This is a genomic window from Pseudomonas bubulae, assembly GCF_900618535.1.
GTDB classification, from domain to species: Bacteria; Pseudomonadota; Gammaproteobacteria; order Pseudomonadales; family Pseudomonadaceae; genus Aquipseudomonas; species Aquipseudomonas bubulae.
In genome coordinates this window covers 1,157,067-1,178,545 of the sequence record NZ_UYJA01000001.1, presented here as the reverse complement: position 1 = coordinate 1,178,545, position 21,479 = coordinate 1,157,067, and the positions used below count along the sequence as shown (strand labels likewise).

The window sequence follows — 21,479 nt, the reverse complement described above, 5'->3', positions numbered from 1 at the left end:
GCCCAGGAGTAATTCAATGAACACCGTTTTTATGCACTGCCGGCCCGGGTTTGAAGGCGAAGTCTGCTCGGAAATCGCCGAGCACGCCGCCCGCCTTAATGTGGCTGGCTACGCCAAGGCCAAGCCTGGCACTGCCTGTGCCGAGTTTGTGTGCACTGAAGAGGGCGGCGCTGAACGGCTGATGAACAGCTTGCGTTTTGCCGAACTGATTTTCCCGCGTCAATGGGCTCGTGGCGGCTTTGTCGAACTGCCGGAGACCGACCGGATCAGCGTGATCCTCGAACACATGGCCGACTTCCCGGTGTGTGGCAGCCTGTGGCTGGAAATCGTCGACACCAATGACGGCAAGGAACTGTCCAACTTCTGCAAAAAGTTCGACGGTCATCTGCGCAAAGCGCTGATCAAGGCCGGCAAACTGACTGAAGAAGAGGACGGGAGCAAACCGCGCCTGCTGCTGACGTTTAAAAGTGGTCGTGAAGTGTTTCTTGGCCTGGCCCCGGCCAACAACTCGGCCATGTGGCCCATGGGCATCCCGCGCCTGAAATTCCCCCGCGAAGCGCCTAGCCGTTCAACCCTCAAGCTTGAAGAGGCCTGGCACCATTTTATCCCCCGCGACCAGTGGGACGAGCGCCTGCACAGCGACATGACCGGTGTTGACCTTGGCGCTGCGCCGGGTGGCTGGACCTGGCAACTGGTCAACCGTGGCATGATCGTGACTGCCATCGACAATGGCCCTATGGCTGAAAGCCTGATGGATACCGGTCTGGTGCAGCACTTGATGGCCGATGGCTTTACCTTCAAGCCCAAGCAGCCGGTGGACTGGATGGTCTGCGATATTGTGGAGAAACCGGCGCGCAATGCGGCCATGCTCGAAGAGTGGATTGGTGAAGGTCATTGCCGTGAAGCGGTAGTCAACTTGAAGCTGCCGATGAAACAGCGTTACGCCGAAGTACGCCGTTTGCTCGACCGTATTGCAGACGGTTTCAAGGCACGCGGCATTCAGGTTGAAATCGGCTGCAAGCAGCTGTACCACGACCGTGAAGAAGTGACCTGCCATTTGCGTCGACTGGACGTTAAAAAAACCAAATCTCGCTGATCGGGGAGTAAGTGATGAGTTTTACCGACCTGCCGGTTGACGGCACCCTGGACGCTACCGGCCTGAACTGCCCGGAGCCGGTGATGATGCTGCACCAATATATTCGCGACCTGGCGCCGGGTGGCTTGTTGAAAGTCATTGCGACGGATCCTTCGACCCGCCGCGACATTCCCAAGTTCTGCGTGTTTCTGGACCATGAGCTGGTGGGCCAGCAGGAAGAGGCGGGCACGTACCTGTACTGGATCCGCAAGAAGCAGGATTGACGGCGCCCATAGCAATTGCGCCGGTCTTGTGGGAGCGGGCTTGCTCGCGATGCAGGGCGCCACGGTCTGTCAGGCAAACCACGCTGATGCCATCGCGGGCAAGCCCGCTGCCACCGCATTTATGTGCGGCGGCGGATATGTTTTTTCGCACTGCGCGCCAACCGCACACCCAGCATCAGTGCCGCGCAGGTCAGGCCAACGATCAAGCCCTGCCATAGCCCGCTCGGGCCATTGGCCGGGCCGAACCAGTCGGTCAGCCCCAGGGCGTAGCCCACCGGCAAACCAATCCCCCAGTAGGCAAACAGGGTCAGGATCATCGTCACTCGTGTGTCCTGATAACCGCGCAGGGCACCGGCAGCGGTGACCTGGATCACGTCCGAAAACTGATACAGCGCAGCAAACATCAACAGCATGGTCGCCACCTCGATCACCATGGGATCGGCGGTGTAGACGGTGGCAATCTGCTCACGCAGCAGCAGGATCAGACTGGCGGAAATCGCCGCCCAGACCAGTGCGGTGCCCATGCCCACGCCCGCTACAAAGCGTGCCTCGCGCGGTTGCTGGCGGCCCAGGGCCTGACCCACGCGCACGGTAATCGCCATACCCAGTGAGTATGGAATCATAAAGACCAGCGAACTGAAGTTCAGGGCGATTTGATGGCCCGCCACCACCGTGGCCCCCAAACTGCCGATCAACAGCGCAATCACCGCAAAAATGCTCGATTCGGCAAAGACTGCGATGCCAATCGGCAAGCCCACACTGAGCAAACGCTTGAGGATCGCCCATTTTGGCCATTCAAAATGGCTGTAGACCTTACTCGACTGGTAGATGGCCCCTCTGAACGTCCAGACCACCATGCCCAGAGCCATAAACCACATCACAATGGCCGTGGCCCAGCCGCAGCCCACGCCGCCCATGGCCGGGACGCCAAAGTGGCCATAGATGAAGATGTAGTTGATCGGGATATTCAGTGCCAGGGCACTGAGCCCCAGGATCATGCTTGGCCGGGTTTTTCCCAGGCCATCGCTGAAATTACGCAACACGCAATACAGCCCCACGGCGGGCATACCGCTGGCGATCCCGTGCAGGTAACCCATGCTGGGGGTGATCAGCTCAGGGTCGACCTTCATCAGATGCAATAGCGGCTCGGCCGCGATCAGGATCAACGCTGCGCACAGGCCGGTAATCAGTGCCAGCCACAGTGCCTGGCGTACGATGGGGCCGATTTCGCCGTGTGCATTGGCGCCAAACCGCTGGGCGACCTTGGGCGTGGTCGCCAGCAGAATGCCGGACATCAACAAAAACACCGGAACCCAGATCGAGTTGCCCAGTGCCACGGCGGCCAGATCCCGAGGGCCTACGCGCCCGGCCATCACGGCATCGACAAAACCCATGGCCGTGGTTGCGATCTGCGAAATGATGATGGGAAATGCCAGCGCCAACAGCGCGCGCACCTCGGTGCGTACCCGGGCCGGGCGGCTGACAGGGAGGGAAGAGGGGGGGTGAGTCACAGAGTTCACTGGCTTGTATCCACAGGGTTAAACGCGCAAAGCCGGGGATTGTACGCCTGACCATGTGGTCAGTTAATAGCGAGTTGTAGGCCCTTTGTAAACGTGCCCGCAAGTACCTGCACACCCGGCTGGCCCATTGCGCGTAACAACGCCTACACTGCCACTCCGCGAAAGGAGCCTGCCATGTTGATTGTTGCTGATGAAAATATTCCGCTGATCGAAGAATTTTTTGCTGACTTCGGTGAAATACGCCGCTTGCCGGGGCGCCAGATCAACCGTGCAGACGTTCACGATGCCGATGTTTTGCTGGTGCGCTCGGTGACCAAAGTGGACCGCGAACTGCTCGAAGGCAGTGCAGTGCGGTTTGTCGGAACCTGCACCATCGGCACTGATCACCTGGCGCTGGACTACTTCCAGCAGTCTGGTATCCACTGGTCCAGTGCTCCTGGCTGCAATGCCCGTGGCGTCGTGGACTACGTGCTTGGCAGCCTGCTGACGCTGGCTGAAATCGAAGGCGCCGACTTGACCCAGCGCACCTACGGCGTGATTGGTGCCGGTGAAGTGGGCGGTCGCCTGGTCAACGTCTTGCGTTCACTGGGCTTCAATGTGCTGGTTTGCGACCCGGTGCGGGCGGCGGCCGAGGGCGGTGACTATGTCAGCCTTGAGCACGTGATCGAGCAGTGCGATGTACTCAGCCTGCATACGCCGCTGGACAGGACCGGCGATTACCCGACCTGGCATCTGCTTGATCAGCAGCGGCTGGAACAGCTGAAACCGGGTACCTGGCTGATCAACGCCAGCCGCGGCCCGGTGGTGGATAATGCCGCGCTGCGTGAAGTTTTGACCCGCCGGGATGATCTGCAAGCGGTACTCGATGTATGGGAGGGTGAGCCGCAAGTAGACCGCGAACTGGCGGATCTGTGCGTGCTGGCCACCCCGCATATTGCCGGCTACAGCCTGGATGGCAAACAGCGGGGTACGGCACAGATTTATCAGGCATTGTGCGATTTTCTGGGGCATAGCCCTGAAGTCAAACTGGCCGACCTGCTGCCGTCCCCCTGGCTGGCCAAGGTTGAACTGAGTGCTGACAGCGACCCGGCATGGGCCCTGGCCATGCTCTGTCGCGGTGTGTACGACCCGCGCCGTGACGATGCCGACTTTCGCCGCAGTTTGAGTGGAACCGTCCAGGAGCAAAAGCTGGCATTCGACGGACTGCGCAAAAACTACCCGATTCGCCGCGAAATTGAAGGCTTGCCGGTGCATATCGCGGGTGATTCAGTGGCCCTGAAGCAACTGGTAAAAGCCTTGGGCGCCGTGCCGGTCTGAATGTGCAGGCCTAAAAAAACCGGCCCTACGCAGTAAGGCCGGTCAGTGACGCGAATGCTGTTTAATCATGTACAGGGTCTTGTTGGCAAGGATCAGCCCTTGCGTGATGGCGTGACCAGGCGTTGCTCCAGCTCATGGCAGGCGTCCTGAATCATCGCCTCGGTGATCAGGATCTCCTGACCATTCTCGTCGATAAACGCGCACCCCAGAGATTGCTGTGGCTGGGTACGAATCACCGGTACGGCTTGAGCGTTCTGTTGCAAATCCATGGCCTGTCTCCTCATCAGGGTGTAGCGCTACTGTAGATCCGCTTAATGACCAAGCTGTTACAAACTTGGCGACCACCCCAGTCCAACAGAAATATCCTGAAACTTCCAGCCCGACTTTAGAACATTACTGTCTAGGGTTTGTGGTGACAGGTCATATTCAAAACGAGTGAGAAAGATTTACCGGTTTTAGGCGAACTTCGTTGTAGGCTGTGTAAGGCTTTTTACGCTGATCCTCACTGCGGATACCCTCCCATGCTTTCTTCCCGTCATCGCCGCGCCATTCGTCTGGCAGCGCATTTTATTGCACCCTATTGTTGGCAGGCTCTTGGCGCCCTGCTGGCGCTGATTGTTACGGCGGGTATTACCTTGTCGATGGGGCAGGGCATCCGTCTATTGGTCGACAAGGGTTTCATGACCCAGTCAGCGCATTTGCTAAACCAGTCCATCGGCTTTTTTCTGTTGCTGGTGCTGGGCTTGTCAGTGGGCACTTTCGTGCGCTTTTACCTGGTGTCATGGATCGGTGAACGGGTGGTCGCCGATATTCGGCGCCAGGTGTTCAATCACCTGATCGGTCTGCACCCGGGGTTCTACGAGAACAACCGCAGCTCGGAAATCCAGTCGCGGCTGACCACGGATACGACCTTGCTGCAGTCGGTGATCGGTTCATCGCTGTCGTTGTTCCTGCGCAACAGCCTGATGGTGATCGGCGGCGTGGTGCTGTTGTTTGTCACCAACCCCAAGCTCACCAGTATCGTGGTGGTGGCCTTGCCACTGGTGCTGGTGCCCATCCTGTTTTTTGGTCGCCGGGTGCGCAGTCTGTCGCGCCAGAGCCAGGACCGTATCGCTGATGTCGGCAGTTATGTCGCCGAGGCCCTGGGCCAGATCAAGACGGTGCAGGCTTATAACCATCAACAGCAAGACCAGCAACGCTTTGCCAGTACCGTGGAGCAGGCGTTTGCCACTGCCCGCAAACGCATCCTGCAACGGGCGTGGTTGATCACGCTGGTGATCTTGCTGGTGCTGGGCGCCGTGGGGGTGATGCTGTGGGTCGGCGGCATGGACGTGATCGCCGGGCGCATCACCGGCGGCGAGCTGGCCGCCTTTGTGTTTTACAGCCTGGTGGTGGGCAGCGCATTCGGCACCCTGAGCGAAGTGATTGGCGAGTTGCAACAGGCAGCGGGCGCGGCCGAGCGAATTGCCGAGCTGTTGCAGGCGAAAAGCTTGATCCTGCCACCGAGCACGGATTTGCGCGTGTTACCCGCACGGGTGAAGGGCAATTTGCAGCTTGAAAACTTGCGCTTTTCTTACCCTTCACGGCCCGAAAGCCATGCGATCGATGGCCTGAGCCTGACGATCAATGCGGGAGAAACCCTGGCGCTGGTCGGCCCTTCCGGGGCGGGCAAGTCAACATTGTTCGACTTGTTGCTGCGCTTTTACGATCCGCAACAAGGGCAAATCCTGCTTGAAGGGCAGCCGATCACTCAGCTTGACCCGCAAGACCTGCGTCGTTGTTTTGCCCTGGTGGCGCAAACACCTGCGCTGTTTTTCGGCACCATTGAAGACAACATCCGTTATGGCAATGCTGCTGCCAGCGATGAGCAAGTCGAAGCGGCGGCGCGAATTGCCCACGCCCACGACTTTATCCTGCAAATGCCTGAGGGCTATAAAACTCACCTGGGTGATGGTGGCCTGGGCTTGTCGGGCGGTCAGCGCCAGCGTCTGGCGATTGCCCGGGCGTTGCTGGTGGATGCGCCGATCCTGTTGCTGGACGAGGCCACCAGTGCCCTGGATGCCCAAAGCGAGCATCTGATCCAGCAGGCTTTGCCGAGCCTGATGCAAGGCCGTACCACACTGGTGATTGCCCACCGTCTGGCCACCGTGCAAAACGCTGATCGTATCGCGGTAATGGATCAGGGCAAGCTGGTCGCCATCGGCACCCATGCCCAATTAATCGCCGCCAACCCGCTGTATGCACGGTTGGCGGCGTTGCAGTTCAACGTAGGGGTGTAGCTGTGGGAGCGGGCTTGCTCGCGATGGCATCAACGCGATTCAACAGACAGACCGGGTCGTCTGTATCGCGAGCAAGCCCGCTCCCACATGGCAGCATCAAGACAGTTGCTGCCAGAGGGAGATTTAGCGGTACTCACACACGTAGGCGGTATCCACTGCGACCTTGAGCTGAAACTTGCTGTTGGCCGGCACGTTGAACTGGCTGCCGGTCTTGAAGGTTTCATATTCGCTGCTGCCCGGCAACTTGACGCTCAGCTCGCCCGAGACCACGTGCATGATTTCACGCTCGGCGGTGCCGAACTCGTATTCACCTGCAGCCATGACGCCAATGGTGGCCTTGCCTTCGGTTTGGGCGAAGGCAATCGACTTGACGGTGCCGTCGAAGTATTCGTTGACTTTAAACATGGCGATTCCTCGGAATGGGCTAAAAAGGGCTGGCCAGTATGCAGAAGCGGTTTTATCCCGTCACGCCCTTTTATGGCCGTCACCCCTTGAGCACCAGGGGCAATAAACGCGCAGTATTACGGGCATCTTCCAGGGCCCGGTGCTGTTGACCATTGAATTGCATTCCGGCCAGTTGCAACGCGCTGTTCAGGCCCAGCGGCTGCTTTAACTGGCGAGCCCTGGCAAATTGCTGCTTGAGGTTCATATGCGGCAATTGCTGCAGGGCGCTGTGCAGTTGTTTGTGCTGCCATTCCTGTTCCAGTTGTTTTCGGTCGTAATCGCCCCAGCTGGCCCAGCCTTCAAGCTTGGGCAGGTGCTGGCCGAGCCAGCGTTCAAATTGCTCCCAAACCAAAGGCATCGATGCAGCGGCATCAATCTTGGCCTGGGTGATGCGGGTCAGTTGCCGACAGAAAGGGGTCAACAGCGGACGACGTTGCGGGCGAATAAATCGCTGAAAATGATCCACCTCACGACCTGCGCGGGTGACCACGCTGGCGCCGATTTCGATCACTTCCATTTCCTCCAGGGGCCAGCCGCCATCATCGGTAGTGGCTTCCAGGTCAATTACCAGCCAGTGAGGCATGTGCAGCTTCCTTTAACAGCATCGGCGTTGAAGTTGGAGCGTAGCTAAAACACTGAGCACGGTGCTTATTTTGTAGTGGGCCAGTCGACCCCTTGCTTGCTAGTCTATATGCGCTTTAATGGTGTGCGTGCCCGATCTCAGGTCGTGTGTCGATCAATAAGTTCCAGCCATGAACGGCGTCAGGTGTGTATGGTTTTGAAGTGTTCGCCAATTCAATTGGCCCACAGCCTGTTGCTGACCCTGGGAATGGGCTGGCTGGCACCGGTGTGGGCGATTCAGGAAATCAGGGTTGGAGCTGCGCACTTTCCGCCTTATATCGTACGTCCCGAGCGCGGCACCGACACGGGCCTGTTGTCGCAACTGCTTGCAGCCCTCAACCAGTTGCAAGGCGACTACCGCTTTGTCCTTGTGCCCAGTTCCATTGCCCGGCGTGTGCGTGACTTCGAGCGTGGGCGGGTGGACATGCTGATGTTCGAGAACCCGGCCTGGGGCTGGCAGGCGTTCTCCTATGCTGCAGTTGATATGGGCCTGGAAGACGCTGAAGTGTTTGTTGCCCGGCAGCATCCTGACCGTGAACAAGGCTATTTTGATGACCTCAAGGGCAAGCGCCTCGCCCTGTACAGCGGCTATCACTATGCTTTTGCCGGGTTCAACGCCTCGCCGAAATTTCTCACCGAGACCTTCGGCGCAACCCTGACCTATTCCCACGAAAGCAATTTATTGATGGTCTTGAGGGGGCGGGCGGATATTGCCTTGATGACACGTTCCAACCTGATCGACATGCTGGGCTGCGACCCGCAGGCCAAGGCGAAGGTGATGGTGTCAGAGCGTATCGATCAGACTTATCGTCACTTCGCCCTGCTGCGGCCACAGGCACCGATCCAGAGTCAGCAGTTTGCACAAATGCTGCAAAAGCTGCGCGACAACGGCCAGTTGAAGGCGATTTTTGCGCCTTACAAAATTGCCGTGGTTGAGATGTAGGAAGGTGCAAGCCCGGTTGTATCAACGCCGCGCGTAGGTATCTGCGTGGGTGCCCGACACTGCGCGGCAATGGATCAGGGCATCGCGGATCATGAAGTTGACCAGGGTGGGAGATACGCCCAGTTCCTTGGCAATATCTTTTTGCTGTACGCCATGCAGGCGATACATCTCGAAGGCATAACGGGTACGGCTTGGCAGCTCGGTGAGTGCCACCGCGATATGTTCCAGAGTCGAGAAATTGATCAGCGAGGTTTCCGGGGAGGCGCCGTGGATCACCACGTTCATGCCTTCTTCTTCGGTGCCGGAGTATTTTTGCTCCAGCGCCTGCTTGCGGTAGTGGTCAATTGCCAGGTTACGCACGATCTGGAACAGGTAGCTCAGTTGTGCCTTGAACGATGAAGTGATCTGCGGCGCGGACTGCAAACGGAAGAAGGCATCCTGAACCACATCTTCAGCCCGGTATCGGCAGCCCGTTATGCGGGCTGCGATTTTGACCAGGACCAGTCGGTTATCAACAAAGGCTTGAAGTAGGGGTGAGTCGCACTTGCCTGTGGACATTGGTTCCGTCATGGAGATCACCTGCTGCGAATGAGTGAGTGAGGACCTCTTCGTGGGAAGCGTCCTACACAGCTGTTCACAAGCTAGGCTTAATGATAATGATTGTCAATTGAGAAATAGAATTAATAGCGCTGTAGGTGGTGAACTGAGACATGGCTCACGCCAGCATCGGCGTGGGCTGCGAACGCTTTGTAACGCGATCGCAGCCCTCGGGTTTTACTTGGGCCCCAGTATCTGGACCAGTTTCTCCGGCGATGGCGCGCCTTGCTGCTGTTGCAGGTTGCCTTGTGCGTCCTGGTAGAAAATGGCCGGGGTGGCGGCCACGTCCAGCTCTTCCATCAACTTGGCATTGGCATCGAGCTTGGCTTGAATGTCAGCCGGGATTTTGGCCAGGGGCTTGAGGCTACTGGCCTTGCCGGCTTTTTCGTGTTCGTGCAGGGCTTGCTGCGGGTCCTTGGCGGCCAGCAGGGCGGCAGATTTGGCCGGGCTGTCTTCGCGGATGATGCCCACCATGATATGGCGCAATTGCACTTTGCCCGAGTCAACCCAAGGGCGGGCCTGCTCCCAGAACATGTTGCAGTACGGGCAGTTGGGGTCGCTGAACAAGTACACGATGCGCGGTGCATCCGCCTTGCCGTCGGCAATCCAGTTGCTCTTCTCCATTTCGCCCCAGACCTGCTTGGCCATTGGCTCGTACACCAGCTTCTGCAGGGGCGCCAGGCTCAGGTCTTTGCCGTCTGCATCATATAGATTACCCACCAGAACGTTACCGTCCGGGGTCAGGTACAGCGCCATGCCACGGTTCTGGTATTGGGCGGCATAACCTCGCAAACCGCCGGGTGCATCGAAACTGCCAATAATTTTTGCGCCCTTGGCTTCAATCTTCTTGATCGCCGGCGGCAGCTCTTCTGCCTGCAATACAGGCGATTGCAGGAGCGCAGCTCCCAGCAGGGAGGCCATGCCCAGGGTTAGCAGTTTGCGGTTAAACATTTTTGCTCATTCCTTGCAGGGTCGACCTGTTGGGCCGACATTGAATGGTTCAGATTGAAAGGCTCCATGGCCCGGGCCAGACTGGCTTTTGACAGCTCGCCCAAATGACTGCCCAGCAGTCGACCATCAGCGCTGTAGAACAGCGTAGTCGGCAGGGCCATCGAACCGACTTTTTGTGCCAACTGGCCGCCGCTGTCGAACAGCACGTTGCTGAGGTTCAGACCCTGGGTTTCAAGGAAGGTGCTGACGCTCTGCATGCTCTCGCCCTGATTGACGAACAGGAAGGTCACGTTTTGATGTTGATGCTGGGCGTTTTGCAGCACCGGCATTTCGCGCCGGCACGGCGGGCACCAGGTGGCCCACAGATTGATCACCAGCGGGCCGCCCTGATAGCTGCTCAACTGCACCGACTCGCCATTGGCATTGCGCAATACCATTTCCGGCAGGCGCGTGCCTTTTTCGTAAAGGCTGGACGACAGGCTGGCCAGCAGCCAGAACGCCAGCCCGCTGGCCAGCCCCCAACCCAGCGGGCGACGCAAACCGACGCGGCGCCAGCCCCAGATAAGCCCACCCAGCAGTACCGCCACCAACCCCGGCCACAGTAAAAAACCGCCATCGCGCAGGTCGAGAATTTGCAGCGGGTCGTCCTTGAAGTAGCGCCAGTAGCTGAGCACAAAGCCGATGCGTGCGCTCAGCAAACCCAGTAAAAACAGGCTGAACAGCACTGATTCGGGGTTTTCACCACCGCGTTTGGCCACACGCCACCCCACCAGTGTCGCCAGGGCAAGGGCCAGTATCAGCAGCAAGTGGTTGATGGCCAGCGCAAACGAACCGATGGTCAGGGTCAGCATTTAGAGGAGTTCCCGAGTGGCGTTCCAGTTATTCAAAAAGGTCTGGGCGTTGACTTCGCCAGTGATGCGTTGTCCGCGCCGCTCAACACCATTGGGGCCGATCCAGACAAAACTGGGCGGGCCGGGTACTTGATAGCGGCTGAGCAGCTCGCGGCTGGCGACATTATCGGCGGTCACGTCAAGACGCAACAGGCGCACGCCTTGCAGGGCATCCATCACCTGGGGTTTGGCAAATACCTGCTTCTCCATGACCTTGCATGACACGCACCAGTCTGCGTAGTAGTCGAGCATCACCCATTGGCCTGCTGCCTTGGCATCTGCCAGCTCGCGGTCCAGGCTGGCCGGGTCCTTGAGGGTGATAAAGGCGTCATGGGCGGAGTTTGTCGTGCTGCCCGCCACGGTTGTGGCGGTATACACCTGCAGCGGTTGCCACAGCTCGGTCCCGCCCCCGGCCGCTCCCACCAGCAACAGGCTGCCCCACAGTCCGGCCAGCAGGCTGAGCGGGCGGAACAGCGGTTTGGCGCGAAGGAATGCCTGTGCCTGTTGCCACAGGCTGGACGCCAGAACGACCAGCAGCACGCCCCACAAACCGACCCACAAGGATTCATCGAGGACCGGGCGTACCAGCAACAGCGCAGTACCCAGGAACAAAAAGCCGAACAGGCCTTTCATCAGGTTCATCCACGCACCGGGCTTGGGCAGGAAACGGCTGCCCACGGTGACCAGCAGCAACAACGGCACGCCAATGCCCAGGCCCATCACAAACAGCACCAGGCCACCTTCAACGGCGTTGCCGCTTTGCGCGATATACAACAGGGCACCGGCCAGCGGTGCGGTCATGCAGGGGCCCACCAGCAGGCCAGAGAGAGCACCCAGAATACCCGCACCCAGGAAGCTGCCGCCCTTGCGGCCACGCCCGGCGCTTTCCAGGCGGTCACGCAGGCCGGCAGGCAGTTGCAGTTCAAAAAAACCGAACATCGGCAGTGCCAGCACTACGAACAGGGCAGCAAAACTACCCAGCAACCAGGGTTGTTGCAGCAACGCCTGCAAGTTGGCGCCGAGCAGGGCCGCCAGCACGCCCAGCCCGGCATACACCAGCGCCATGCTGATCACATAACTGCCGGCCACGGCAAAACCGCGCCCGGCCGTGGCGCCACTGCCCACCACCAGCCCGGCCAGAATCGGCAGCATGGGCAGCGAGCAAGGCGTAAAGGCCAGCAGCAGGCCCAGGCCGAAGAACAGCAGCAGGCTCCAGCCCAGGGAGCGCTGCTGCAAGGTGGCCGCCAGCGACTGGTCCTGGGCCTGACCCTGCGCTGCGGCAGACTGCATGCCGCCCAAATCGATGGTCCGGCTTTGTGGCGGATAGCACAGGCCGGCATCGGCGCAGCCTTGCCAGCTGACCTTGACCTGACCGCTGGCACCTGCCGGAATCACTAGCGCAACGTTGTCGCGATACACCTCTGTGGCGCCAAAAAACTCATCGCTGTGTTCCAGCCCTTTAGGCAACTCGGGTGTGTGTGCGGCATCCAGCCCGTCAAACTTGAAGCGTTTTTGATACAAATAGTACTTGTCGGCTATTTTCCACTGCAGGCGGGTTTCACCAGAGGGCAGATCTTCGCTGCTGAACACAAACGCCTTGGCGACCGGAAGGAAGTCCGGCTTTTGTGCAAACGGATCTTCATTGGCATGCGCCTGGCTAAAACCGGCGACCAGCAGCAGGAGAAAGAAAAACAAACGAGACATGCGCCCAACCTTGGAGTGTACGGATACGCCACACCTTGGCGGGCGTTGATTAACCGAGTGTTAATACGCGAGAGGTTCAAGCCGGTTGAGGGCTTAGAGCAAGCAGGCGCGCAGGCGGAATTCGGACAGCAGCGGGTAGTGCTCACGCCACTCATGGGCAATCTCTTTGGCGGTAATGACTTGGGCCGGGCCCAGCTCCGACTCAAGATGATGGAGTTTGTCCTGGATATTATAGGGATTGCTCCCCCGGCCCTTTACCTGGTTGACCAGCCATAACAGGGCATACCCCCCTGTGTAATCGGCTTCGAAACCGCTGACGGTATCGTTATGGGTGCCATCGCTGTTCATGCCGGTCAGGGCCAGGCCATATTGCTGGACAGCATTGATGCTGCCGGCCTGGGCTTCCTTGAGTATCCAGTGTTGAATAAGCGCAAAGTTCCGGCGGTTTTCAATGCGGTTCGCAAACCAGTTCATGGCAGGAGGATATCCACCATAGGCTGAGCTGCTGATCAGTTCATAGATGACTTCTTGGGGATCCTCGGTGCTGGCCAGCATTGTTGGGTTTTTATCGTAGAGGGTTGCCAGCAAGTATTGAGCGATGGCATGTCCTGATGCCGCCGAATGCTTTAGCCAGTTCAAATCCCTGGTCAAGGCATACATGTCCAGCAGTGCTTCGGGGGTATGGACTCGCAAGCCGCTTTCGAGCTGTGCGCGCACTTTTGCGTTCCACGCATCACCACCCAGACGCAGCATTGCGTCAATATTGCCGTGCTCCGCGGCAGCCTCGTAGAGGGGCATATACTGCGCCTTGAGGGTGATCTGCAGTCTTTCGATCATCTGTGAGGCCTGTGTTACCAGGTGCCAGTGATGCTCTTTCTGGCGACTGATTTGCGTTATCCCTGCAATTTGTCGCCTGAGCGTGGTGATCTGGGACGAGATTTCAGTAGGGCTATGCTCGATGATGCTGGCCAGTGCAAACTGAGCCTCGGCATCGCCCACCGTCGCGGGTAATTGCAAAAACTGCCGGGCATGTTCAAAGGCGCCAAGGTCGTAAAGACGCATGCCTTTTTGATGAAGTGTGGTGTAGGTGGGGAGCCCTTCGAAGAGCCACGAAAACTCATCACTGGATGCCAGCATGTGAAGTTCCTTCAGGTTGTTGGCGAGGCGATCTCCAGCTTAGGGATGGATTGGAGTGCGAGTGCGTTACATAAATAGGCATTGTCCGCACCGCGCACAGTGCCACGAGCCACGGTTTGCCCAGGCATAATCGGGCCTTAATCCCATGACCTTTTAATCGGCTTATTTACGCGGGTATCAGCATGCATGTACTGGTTTGCGAAGACGACGAACTGATTGCCAGCGGCATCAAGGCCGGGCTGACGGCACAGGGGCTGACGGTTGAGCATGTGAGTACCGCCGCCGCAGCACGGGCCATGCTCAAGGCTGCCGAGTTCGACGTCATGGTGCTCGACCTGGGCCTGCCCGATGAAGATGGCCTCAAGCTGCTGCAGCAGTTGCGCCAGCAGGGCCTTGAATTGCCGGTGCTGATCCTGACCGCCCGTGACTCGGTCACCGACCGTGTCGACGGCCTGCAGGCCGGTGCCGATGACTACCTGCTCAAGCCCTTCGACCTGCGTGAACTCGCTGCCCGCCTGCATACCTTGTTGCGCAGGGTGGCCGGGCGCAGCGTCAACCTGATCGAACATGGCAGCCTGACCTACGACCCCAGCAGCCGCGTGACCCTTCTGGGCGGCCAGCCGGTGGACTTGTCCCGTCGCGAGCAGGCGCTGCTGCAAGCCTTGCTGCACAACCGTGGACGTGTGCTGTCCAGCGAGCAACTCAAGGACAGCATCTACGGTTTTGGCGACGAGCTGGAAAGCAACGCCTTGAACGTGCATATCCATCATCTGCGACGCAAATTGGGTAACGGTATCGTTGAGACCGTGCGTGGCCTGGGCTATCGCCTGGGCCCGGCCGACAGCGCAGAGTCCGAAGCACGATGAGCTTGCGTCTGCGTCTGAGCCTGACCATCGGTTCGGCGTTTGTGCTGGTGTGGGCTCTGGCTGCGGCCTGGATGCTCAGCGACCTGCGTCAGCAGATGATGTTCTCCCTCGACCAGCGCCTGGTGGCCTCGGCTCGCATGGTCGCCGGGTTGCTGGAGCAGCTGCCGCAATTGCCGGTCAAGGGCGAGGGCACCCATTTCAGTGCCGAGCAACTGACCATCCCCGGCGGCATGGCCTGCCAGGTCAGTTCGCTGCGCGGCGAGGTTCTGGCCCGCAGCCACAACAACCCTGACCAGCCGATGCAATCGCAGTCGGCGGGTTTTCATGATCAGGTCATCGATGGCGCAACCTGGCGTACTTTCACCCTGGACCGTGGCGATGTGCGTATCACCACAGCCGATCGCCAGGTCGAGCGCGAGGCCTTGAACCTGTCGGTGCTGCTGGCGGCCTCGGTGCCGGTGGGCATGGCATTGATCGTCTGCTTACTGCTGCTGTGGCTGGGGATCGGCCAGGGGCTGGCGCCACTCAACCGCATGCGCGATGCCCTGATGCGGCGTGATGCCGATTCGTTGCAGCCGTTGCACATTTCACCGTTGCCCGGCGAACTGAAACCGCTGCTCGATTCACAGAACCAGCTGTTTGCCCGTATCGCCAAGACCATCGAGCGTGAACGCCGCCTGACCGGCGATGCGGCCCACGAGCTGCGCAGCCCGCTGACCGCGATCAAGACCCACCTGCAAGTGGCGCGCATGACCGACGGCGAGGCCCGCGAACAGTCACTGGCCCATGCCGAGGCCGGTGCCGACCGCCTGCACCGCACCCTGGAGCAATTGCTGTTGCTGGCGCGGGTCGAGGGCAGCCTGTCGTTTGACGACGGGGTCAATTGTTCGGCCGCACAGGTGGCGCATTTCGCGGTGCACGATGCGGCGGCTGGCGATGGTGAGCGTATCTGCCTGCAGCTGCCGCCCGATCTCCCGGACACGGCGCTTGAAGTACCGTCGGTACTGGCCATCGCTGCGCTGCGCAACTTGCTGGACAACGCCTTGCGTCATACCCCGGCGGGCACCCGGGTGGAGTTGACCGTGGCCGTTGAAGGTTCACAGGTTAAATACCAGGTCCGTGACCACGGCCCCGGTATCCCTGCCGAAACCCTGCAACACATGACCCAGCGCTTCTGGCGCAATGGCAACAGCAACGGCTGCGGCCTGGGCCTGGCGATTGTTCAGGCGATTGTCGAGCGTTGCCGCTGTGAACTGAGATTCGACAGCCAGCCCGATGGTTTGCGGGTTGAATTGCGCATGCCGTTGAAAAGGAGCGCTTGAGGCGCATCCCCTGTGGGAGCGGGCTTGCTCGCGATACAGGCAACGGGGTCTTGCAGGTCGTTTGAGGTGATGCCATCGCGAGTAAGCCCGCTCCCACAATAAGAGCGACTTTCGGCCGCCCACGGTACGAATACGCTCCAATGTACTGATTTCGTTACAACTTCAGTCGGACCATGGTTTACAGTACCCGCGCTCCAATGAACCACCCGCAAACGCTTATTTGTGGAGTGATTCCATTACACACAAACAGACTCCACGGCGCATAAACGGCCCGCTTGACCTCTTGTACGGTGCTGGCACAGAACGTGCTCATGTCCCTTTGTCCGCTCTGGGTAAACATGATGTTTATCTGGTCCAGGGACCCCGTACAAGAACAATAAAGAGGATGATTCATGCAAAATCACCGACCTGATACCCAGGAACCGGAGCTGCAACGCAGCCTGTCCAATCGCCATATCCAGCTGATCGCCATTGGCGGTGCCATCGGTACCGGTCTGTTCATGGGCTCGGGCAAGACCATCAGCCTCGCCGGTCCCTCGATCATCTTCGTCTACATGATCATCGGCTTTATGTTGTTTTTCGTGATGCGTGCCATGGGCGAGCTGTTGCTGTCCAACCTCAAGTACAAATCCTTTATCGACTTCTCCGCAGACCTGCTGGGCCCCATGGCCGGATACTTCACCGGCTGGACCTACTGGTTCTGCTGGATTGTGACCGGCATTGCCGATGTGATCGCGATCTCCGGCTATACCCATTTCTGGTTCCCCGATATCCCGTTATGGCTGCCTGCCATCGGCTGCGTCGCGTTGCTGCTGTCACTGAACCTGATCACGGTGAAGATGTTCGGCGAACTGGAGTTCTGGTTTGCCATGATCAAGATCGTGGCCATTTGCGCACTGGTCTGCACCGGGCTGTATATGGTGACCACGGCGTTTCAGTCACCCACCGGCAATTCGGCATCGCTGGCCAACCTGTGGAATGACGGCGGCATGTTCCCCCATGGGCTGATGGGCTTTTTCGCCGGTTTCCAGATTGCCGTGTTTGCCTTTGTCGGCATCGAGCTGGTGGGCACCACTGCGGCGGAGACCAAAAACCCGGAGCGCAACCTGCCGCGGGCGATCAACTCGATTCCGCTGCGTATCATCATGTTCTACGTGTTTGCGCTGATTGCGATCCTGGCGGTCACCCCGTGGCGTGATGTGGTGGCTGACAAAAGCCCGTTCGTTGAGCTGTTCATGCTCGCCGGTTTGCCCGCAGCCGCAGGCATCATCAATTTCGTGGTGTTGACCTCGGCAGCGTCTTCGGCCAACAGCGGTGTGTTCTCCACCAGCCGCATGCTGTTCGGTCTGGCAATGGATGGCGACGCGCCGAGCAAGTTCAAGAACCTGTCGAGCCGTGCGGTACCGTCCAATGGCCTGATCTTCTCCTGCATCTGTCTGCTGGCGGGCGCGCTGGTGATTTATGTGGTGCCCAACCTGATGGAGGCCTTCACCCTGATCACCACGGTATCGGCCACCTTGTTCATGTTTGTGTGGACCATGATCCTGCTGTCCTACCTGGCCTATCGTAAAAAGCGCGATCACCTGCACCGTGCCTCGAAGTACAAAATGCCGGGTGGCAAGTTCATGGTCTGGGTGTGCCTGACCTTCTTCGTGTTTATCCTGACTTTGCTGGCGCTGGAAGATGACACTCGCCAGGCGCTGTACATGGTGCCGGTGTGGTTTGTGGTGCTGGGCCTGGGCTATCGCACGGTGCTGCGCAACAAGCAGGAGGCTGCGGAACTGGCTTGCCAGACCGACTGATGGCCGCTTCACGACATTGATTCTGCCCGGGGGGCGGCACAGGGCGTGCCGCCCTTCGTTGTTTGCTGTCAGGGAGTGCCAGGCCATGCGAATTCACGTTACCTTCAAAGACCGCGTCGGCATCACCCAGGAAATCCTGATGCTGCTGGGCGCGCGCAATCTCAACCTGGACGCGGTGGAGATGAGCCCGCCGAATGTCTATATCGATGCACCCACCCTGTCGCAAAAAGTGCTGGAGGAACTCCACCACGCCTTGCTGGGGGTAGCAGGGGTGCAGGCTGTGGACCTGGTGGACATCCTCCCGGGCCAGCGCCGCCGCCTGCAACTGGAGGCCTTGCTGGCCGCCATGAGCGATCCGGTGATGGCGGTGGATCCCGACGGCTGCGTGCTGCTGGCCAACCCCGGGCTGACGGATCTTTATGGCAGCGACCCCACCGGAGAGCCGTTGTCGAATCTGTTCGCGGCCCCTGACCTGGCCCGTACCCTGATCGATAAAGGCTTTCGCCTGCCCATGTGCGAAGTGAATTTCAAGGGTCGCGACCTGCTGCTCGATGCCACGCCCATCAGCGGCGGCAGGGATGTTCTGGTGGGCGGGCTGTTGACCCTGTATCCGCCGAGCCGTATCGGCGAGCGGCTGGCGTCCTTGTTGCGCGACCCGGCTGAAGGGCTGGAGGCATTGCTCGGCAAGTCACTTGTGCTGGAAGAACTCAAGACGCGGCTGCACAAAGTGGCGAGCCTGGATGCGCCGCTGCTGATCCAGGGCGAAACCGGCACCGGCAAGGAACTGGTGGCCCACGCCTGTCATGCCATGAGCGCCCGCCGCGATGCGTCGTTCCTGGCCTTGAACTGTGCAGCGCTGCCCGAGAGCCTGGCCGAAAGCGAGTTGTTCGGCTATGCCGCCGGGGCCTTTACCGGTGCCCAGCGTGGCGGCAAACCGGGGCTGCTGGAGTTGGCAGACCGTGGCACGGTGTTTCTCGATGAGGTGGGGGAGATGTCTCCGTACCTGCAAGCCAAGCTGCTGCGGTTTCTCAGCGACGGCTGCTTTCGACGTATCGGCGGCGAGCGCGAAGTGCGGGTCAATGTGCGGGTGCTCTGCGCGACCCACCGCGACCTGGAGCGCATGGTGAGGGAGGGGACTTTCCGTGAGGATCTGTATTACCGTCTTAACGTCCTCAATTTGCTGGTGCCACCGTTGCGCGACCGTGGCATGGACATTCTGCTGTTGGCCGAACACTTTCTGCGCCAGGCCTGCGAACAGATTCACCGCTCGCCCTGTCAACTGGCTGTGGCGACCCATCCGCTGTTGCTGGGCAATCGCTGGGCGGGCAATGTTCGGCAACTGCAAAACGTCATCTTCCGCGCGGCAGCCACCAGCGAGGGCGATGTGATTGATTGTGGGGATCTGGAACTGGCGGGTACCGAGCTGACCGGCCAAAAGGCGGCCAGCGAAGAAGTGACCAGCCTGGAAGCGGCGGTGCAAGGCTTTGAAAAAACCTTGCTGGAGCGTTACTACGTGGCCTATCCATCGACCCGGCAGTTGGCCTCCAGGCTGCAGACGTCGCATACCGCCATTGGCCAGCGGTTGCGTAAATACGGCATAACCTCGCGTTCGTAACCCGCACCGCTGAACTGTAGATACTCTGTTGGAGATCAAGCCCTATTGTGGGAGCGAGCCTGCTCGCGAACGACCTTCGCGAGCAGGCTCGCTCCCACAGTTGCAGTTTTTCCTGTAGCCGCTGAGCTCCTCAGCGGCTGCATTCAGTGCGCGCAGCGTACGTTGGTTCGAGTGGTGTGATTCTGCTCCAGTGGAATGATTTCGCTCCGTACCCATCCTGACCCCGCCCTTGCGGGATCAACCCGCCAGACCCTCTCCAGAGCTGGAGCAGTTTCACTCCACTGCTTTCGTCACAATGCGTTCATTTTTATTTAAGTTATTGATTTTAAAGGTTTTTTAAAACTTGGCATCGCCTTTGCTCTTGTCCTGTCAGTTGCGCCTGTTCGTCCTGCACCAGGACACATTGATAACAAGAGAAAAGTCCATGAGCACTCTGCGTTTTACTCCTGAACACGAATGGCTGCGCCTGGAAGCATCGGGCCATTTGACCGTTGGCATTACCGACTTTGCCCAGCAGGCACTGGGTGATGTGGTGTTTGTGCAGGTACCCGAGCTGGGGGCGTTCGAGGCAGGTCACGAAGTGGCCGTGCTGGAGTCGGTCAAGGCAGCCAGCACTATCACCATGCCGCTCACCGGAGAGGTGGTGGCCGTTAACCAGGCTCTGGCCGATGACCCGGCACTGGTCAATGCCTCACCCATGGGCGAAGGCTGGTTCTTTCGTATTTGCATCGAAGACATGTCGGCTTTCAACGATCTGCTCGACCAGCAGGCCTATGACGCCTTTGTTGCCGAAAACGGCTGATATCGCCGCGCAGGCATTGCTTGAATCTCTAATAAAAAGGAAATCCCTCATGTTCCATAAAAGCCTGACCCTGTCCGATTTCGACCCCGCCCTGTTCGACGCCATTACCCGCGAGGCGCAACGTCAGGAAGAGCATATCGAGCTGATCGCCTCGGAGAACTACACCAGCCCGCAAGTAATGCAGGCCCAGGGCACCGAGCTGACCAACAAATACGCCGAAGGCTACCCGGGCAAGCGTTATTACGGCGGCTGTGAGCACGTGGATGTGGTCGAACAACTGGCCATCGATCGCGCCAAACAACTATTCGGCGCAGGCTATGCCAACGTCCAGCCGCACTCCGGCTCACAAGCCAACGCGGCGGTGTACCTGGCGTTGCTGCAAGCAGGCGACACTCTTCTGGGCATGAGCCTGGCTCACGGCGGCCACCTGACTCATGGAGCCAAAGTCAGTTCATCGGGCAAACTGTACAACGCGGTGCAATACGGCACCGACGCCAATGGCCTGATCGACTATGACGAGGTCGAACGCCTGGCCCTGGAGCATCGGCCCAAAATGATCGTGGCCGGGTTCTCGGCCTACTCCAAGACCCTGGATTTCCCGCGTTTTCGTGCCATTGCCGACAAGGTCGGGGCGTATCTGTTTGTGGACATGGCCCATGTCGCCGGGCTGGTGGCGGTCGGTTTGTACCCCAACCCGCTGCCTTACGCCGATGTGGTCACCACCACCACCCACAAGACCCTGCGCGGGCCGCGGGGCGGGCTGATTCTGGCCAGGGCTGATGCCGATCTGGAGAAAAAACTCAACTCGGCAGTATTCCCCGGCGGGCAGGGCGGCCCTCTGATGCATGTAATCGCTGCCAAGGCGGTGTGCTTCAAGGAGGCGCTGGAGCCAGGCTTCAGGGACTACCAGTTCCAGGTGATCAAGAATGCCCAGGCCATGGCTGAAGCGTTCAGGCAGCGCGGCTATGACGTGGTTTCCGGCGGCACCGACAACCACCTGTTTCTGGTCAGCCTGATCCGCCAGGGCATTACCGGCAAGGATGCCGACGCAGCACTGGGCCGTGCCCATATCACTGTCAACAAAAACGCTGTGCCCAACGATCCGCAGTCACCGTTCGTGACCTCGGGCCTGCGTATCGGCACCCCGGCGGTGACCACCCGTGGCATGCAGATTCCCGAGTGCCGTGCGCTGGCCACCTGGATCTGCGACATCCTCGACCATCCGGGCGATGCGGCGATCGAGGCCCGGGTTGCCCGTCAGGTCGGTGAGCTGTGCGCACTGTTTCCAGTGTATTCGGCCTGAATGCATA

The 21,479-nt window shown here is 59.4% G+C and carries 20 protein-coding genes; 11 read left to right on the top strand and 9 right to left on the bottom strand.

All coding sequences use genetic code 11. The features are described from left to right. Nucleotides 1-16 precede the first annotated feature (16 nt). Together rlmM and tusA are read left to right on the top strand one after the other, a co-directional pair. Entirely contained in the window at nt 17-1,096 is a 1,080-nt protein-coding gene (gene rlmM, locus PPTH39_RS05225) for a 23S rRNA (cytidine(2498)-2'-O)-methyltransferase RlmM (RefSeq protein ID WP_095018984.1), read from the top strand. A gap of 14 nt (nt 1,097-1,110) precedes the next feature. Next, nucleotides 1,111-1,359, top strand: a complete 249-nt coding sequence (tusA, locus tag PPTH39_RS05220; RefSeq protein ID WP_095002746.1) for a sulfurtransferase TusA — start codon at nt 1,111-1,113, stop codon at nt 1,357-1,359. A 119-nt stretch (nt 1,360-1,478) separates the two neighbouring features. On the opposite strand, the gene PPTH39_RS05215 is transcribed toward tusA, so the two are convergent. Continuing rightward, the gene (locus PPTH39_RS05215; protein WP_095018983.1) at nt 1,479-2,879 is read right to left on the bottom strand and encodes an MATE family efflux transporter; all 1,401 of its coding nucleotides are present in this window, start codon (nt 2,877-2,879) and stop codon (nt 1,479-1,481) included. Nucleotides 2,880-3,053: 174 nt separating this feature from the next. Here PPTH39_RS05215 and pdxB point away from each other — a divergent pair, with 174 nt between their 5' ends. Then, nucleotides 3,054-4,196 (top strand): 4-phosphoerythronate dehydrogenase PdxB, encoded by a 1,143-nt coding sequence (gene pdxB, locus PPTH39_RS05210; protein ID WP_095002744.1) that lies wholly within the window; start codon nt 3,054-3,056, stop codon nt 4,194-4,196. Nucleotides 4,197-4,288: 92 nt separating this feature from the next. On the opposite strand, the gene PPTH39_RS23515 is transcribed toward pdxB, so the two are convergent. Further along, a complete protein-coding gene (locus PPTH39_RS23515; RefSeq protein WP_165446486.1) occupies nt 4,289-4,465 on the bottom strand; it encodes a PA1571 family protein in 177 nt (58 codons plus the stop codon). A gap of 252 nt (nt 4,466-4,717) precedes the next feature. Here PPTH39_RS23515 and PPTH39_RS05205 point away from each other — a divergent pair, with 252 nt between their 5' ends. Continuing rightward, nucleotides 4,718-6,475 carry an ABC transporter transmembrane domain-containing protein gene (locus tag PPTH39_RS05205; RefSeq protein ID WP_130871722.1) on the top strand — a complete coding sequence of 586 codons (1,758 nt, stop codon included), beginning with the start codon at nt 4,718-4,720 and terminating at the stop codon, nt 6,473-6,475. A gap of 123 nt (nt 6,476-6,598) precedes the next feature. Here PPTH39_RS05205 and ppnP read toward each other — a convergent pair whose 3' ends face one another. Together ppnP and PPTH39_RS05195 are read right to left on the bottom strand one after the other, a co-directional pair. After that, nucleotides 6,599-6,880: a pyrimidine/purine nucleoside phosphorylase gene (ppnP, locus tag PPTH39_RS05200; protein WP_130871721.1), complete on the bottom strand. Its 282-nt coding sequence runs from the start codon at nt 6,878-6,880 to the stop codon at nt 6,599-6,601. A 79-nt stretch (nt 6,881-6,959) separates the two neighbouring features. Further along, complete coding sequence (locus tag PPTH39_RS05195; RefSeq protein WP_095002742.1) at nt 6,960-7,502, bottom strand: 3'-5' exonuclease; 543 nt, start codon at nt 7,500-7,502, stop codon at nt 6,960-6,962. A gap of 189 nt (nt 7,503-7,691) precedes the next feature. Between PPTH39_RS05195 and PPTH39_RS05190 the strand changes: the two genes are divergently transcribed. Further along, nucleotides 7,692-8,483, top strand: a complete 792-nt coding sequence (locus tag PPTH39_RS05190) for a substrate-binding periplasmic protein (RefSeq protein ID WP_095024086.1) — start codon at nt 7,692-7,694, stop codon at nt 8,481-8,483. A 21-nt stretch (nt 8,484-8,504) separates the two neighbouring features. Here the strand turns inward: PPTH39_RS05190 and PPTH39_RS05185 are convergent, their stop codons facing one another. The 5 genes from PPTH39_RS05185 to PPTH39_RS05165 form a co-directional block, all read right to left on the bottom strand. Then, on the bottom strand, nt 8,505-9,053 hold the full coding sequence (locus PPTH39_RS05185) for an RNA polymerase factor sigma-70 (protein WP_095002740.1): 549 nt from the start codon (nt 9,051-9,053) through the stop codon (nt 8,505-8,507). A 204-nt stretch (nt 9,054-9,257) separates the two neighbouring features. Beyond that, nucleotides 9,258-10,031, bottom strand: coding sequence for a thiol:disulfide interchange protein DsbG (dsbG, locus tag PPTH39_RS05180; protein WP_095018979.1), 774 nt, complete (start codon nt 10,029-10,031; stop codon nt 9,258-9,260). After that, the gene (locus PPTH39_RS05175) at nt 10,010-10,882 is read right to left on the bottom strand and encodes a TlpA disulfide reductase family protein (protein ID WP_095039344.1); all 873 of its coding nucleotides are present in this window, start codon (nt 10,880-10,882) and stop codon (nt 10,010-10,012) included. Before PPTH39_RS05175 ends, dsbG begins: the two co-directional genes overlap by 22 nt. Continuing rightward, on the bottom strand, nt 10,883-12,625 hold the full coding sequence (dsbD, locus tag PPTH39_RS05170) for a protein-disulfide reductase DsbD (RefSeq protein WP_130871720.1): 1,743 nt from the start codon (nt 12,623-12,625) through the stop codon (nt 10,883-10,885). A 93-nt stretch (nt 12,626-12,718) separates the two neighbouring features. Further along, a complete protein-coding gene (locus PPTH39_RS05165) occupies nt 12,719-13,762 on the bottom strand; it encodes an SEL1-like repeat protein (protein WP_130871719.1) in 1,044 nt (347 codons plus the stop codon). A 182-nt stretch (nt 13,763-13,944) separates the two neighbouring features. On the opposite strand from PPTH39_RS05165, the gene PPTH39_RS05160 reads away from it, so the two are divergent. From PPTH39_RS05160 to glyA, 6 genes are all read left to right on the top strand, one after another. After that, nucleotides 13,945-14,628 carry a response regulator gene (locus PPTH39_RS05160; RefSeq protein ID WP_095002735.1) on the top strand — a complete coding sequence of 228 codons (684 nt, stop codon included), beginning with the start codon at nt 13,945-13,947 and terminating at the stop codon, nt 14,626-14,628. Further along, complete coding sequence (locus PPTH39_RS05155) at nt 14,625-15,950, top strand: ATP-binding protein (protein WP_130871718.1); 1,326 nt, start codon at nt 14,625-14,627, stop codon at nt 15,948-15,950. Before PPTH39_RS05160 ends, PPTH39_RS05155 begins: the two co-directional genes overlap by 4 nt. 392 nt (nt 15,951-16,342) lie before the next feature. Then, on the top strand, nt 16,343-17,752 hold the full coding sequence (gene cycA, locus PPTH39_RS05150; RefSeq protein WP_095018976.1) for a D-serine/D-alanine/glycine transporter: 1,410 nt from the start codon (nt 16,343-16,345) through the stop codon (nt 17,750-17,752). 85 nt (nt 17,753-17,837) lie between these two features. Next, a complete protein-coding gene (locus PPTH39_RS05145) occupies nt 17,838-19,367 on the top strand; it encodes a sigma-54-dependent transcriptional regulator (RefSeq protein ID WP_095002732.1) in 1,530 nt (509 codons plus the stop codon). A gap of 424 nt (nt 19,368-19,791) precedes the next feature. Continuing rightward, the gene (gcvH, locus tag PPTH39_RS05140; protein ID WP_095002731.1) at nt 19,792-20,169 is read left to right on the top strand and encodes a glycine cleavage system protein GcvH; all 378 of its coding nucleotides are present in this window, start codon (nt 19,792-19,794) and stop codon (nt 20,167-20,169) included. A gap of 49 nt (nt 20,170-20,218) precedes the next feature. Continuing rightward, nucleotides 20,219-21,472: a serine hydroxymethyltransferase gene (gene glyA / locus PPTH39_RS05135; protein WP_130871717.1), complete on the top strand. Its 1,254-nt coding sequence runs from the start codon at nt 20,219-20,221 to the stop codon at nt 21,470-21,472. Nucleotides 21,473-21,479 lie beyond the last annotated feature (7 nt).

Excerpts from the sequence above, each read along its gene's own strand:
- rlmM (WP_095018984.1), top strand. The coding sequence starts at position 17 with ATGAACACCGTTTTTATGCACTGCCGGCCCGGGTTTGAAGGCGAAGTC.
- tusA (WP_095002746.1), top strand. The coding sequence starts at position 1,111 with ATGAGTTTTACCGACCTGCCGGTTGACGGCACCCTGGACGCTACCGGC.
- pdxB (WP_095002744.1), top strand. The coding sequence starts at position 3,054 with ATGTTGATTGTTGCTGATGAAAATATTCCGCTGATCGAAGAATTTTTT.
- PPTH39_RS23515 (WP_165446486.1), bottom strand. The coding sequence starts at position 4,465 with ATGGATTTGCAACAGAACGCTCAAGCCGTACCGGTGATTCGTACCCAG.
- PPTH39_RS05205 (WP_130871722.1), top strand. The coding sequence starts at position 4,718 with ATGCTTTCTTCCCGTCATCGCCGCGCCATTCGTCTGGCAGCGCATTTT.
- ppnP (WP_130871721.1), bottom strand. The coding sequence starts at position 6,880 with ATGTTTAAAGTCAACGAATACTTCGACGGCACCGTCAAGTCGATTGCC.
- PPTH39_RS05195 (WP_095002742.1), bottom strand. The coding sequence starts at position 7,502 with ATGCCTCACTGGCTGGTAATTGACCTGGAAGCCACTACCGATGATGGC.
- PPTH39_RS05190 (WP_095024086.1), top strand. The coding sequence starts at position 7,692 with ATGGTTTTGAAGTGTTCGCCAATTCAATTGGCCCACAGCCTGTTGCTG.
- PPTH39_RS05185 (WP_095002740.1), bottom strand. The coding sequence starts at position 9,053 with ATGACGGAACCAATGTCCACAGGCAAGTGCGACTCACCCCTACTTCAA.
- dsbG (WP_095018979.1), bottom strand. The coding sequence starts at position 10,031 with ATGTTTAACCGCAAACTGCTAACCCTGGGCATGGCCTCCCTGCTGGGA.
- PPTH39_RS05175 (WP_095039344.1), bottom strand. The coding sequence starts at position 10,882 with ATGCTGACCCTGACCATCGGTTCGTTTGCGCTGGCCATCAACCACTTG.
- dsbD (WP_130871720.1), bottom strand. The coding sequence starts at position 12,625 with ATGTCTCGTTTGTTTTTCTTTCTCCTGCTGCTGGTCGCCGGTTTTAGC.
- PPTH39_RS05165 (WP_130871719.1), bottom strand. The coding sequence starts at position 13,762 with ATGCTGGCATCCAGTGATGAGTTTTCGTGGCTCTTCGAAGGGCTCCCC.
- PPTH39_RS05160 (WP_095002735.1), top strand. The coding sequence starts at position 13,945 with ATGCATGTACTGGTTTGCGAAGACGACGAACTGATTGCCAGCGGCATC.
- PPTH39_RS05155 (WP_130871718.1), top strand. The coding sequence starts at position 14,625 with ATGAGCTTGCGTCTGCGTCTGAGCCTGACCATCGGTTCGGCGTTTGTG.
- cycA (WP_095018976.1), top strand. The coding sequence starts at position 16,343 with ATGCAAAATCACCGACCTGATACCCAGGAACCGGAGCTGCAACGCAGC.
- PPTH39_RS05145 (WP_095002732.1), top strand. The coding sequence starts at position 17,838 with ATGCGAATTCACGTTACCTTCAAAGACCGCGTCGGCATCACCCAGGAA.
- gcvH (WP_095002731.1), top strand. The coding sequence starts at position 19,792 with ATGAGCACTCTGCGTTTTACTCCTGAACACGAATGGCTGCGCCTGGAA.
- glyA (WP_130871717.1), top strand. The coding sequence starts at position 20,219 with ATGTTCCATAAAAGCCTGACCCTGTCCGATTTCGACCCCGCCCTGTTC.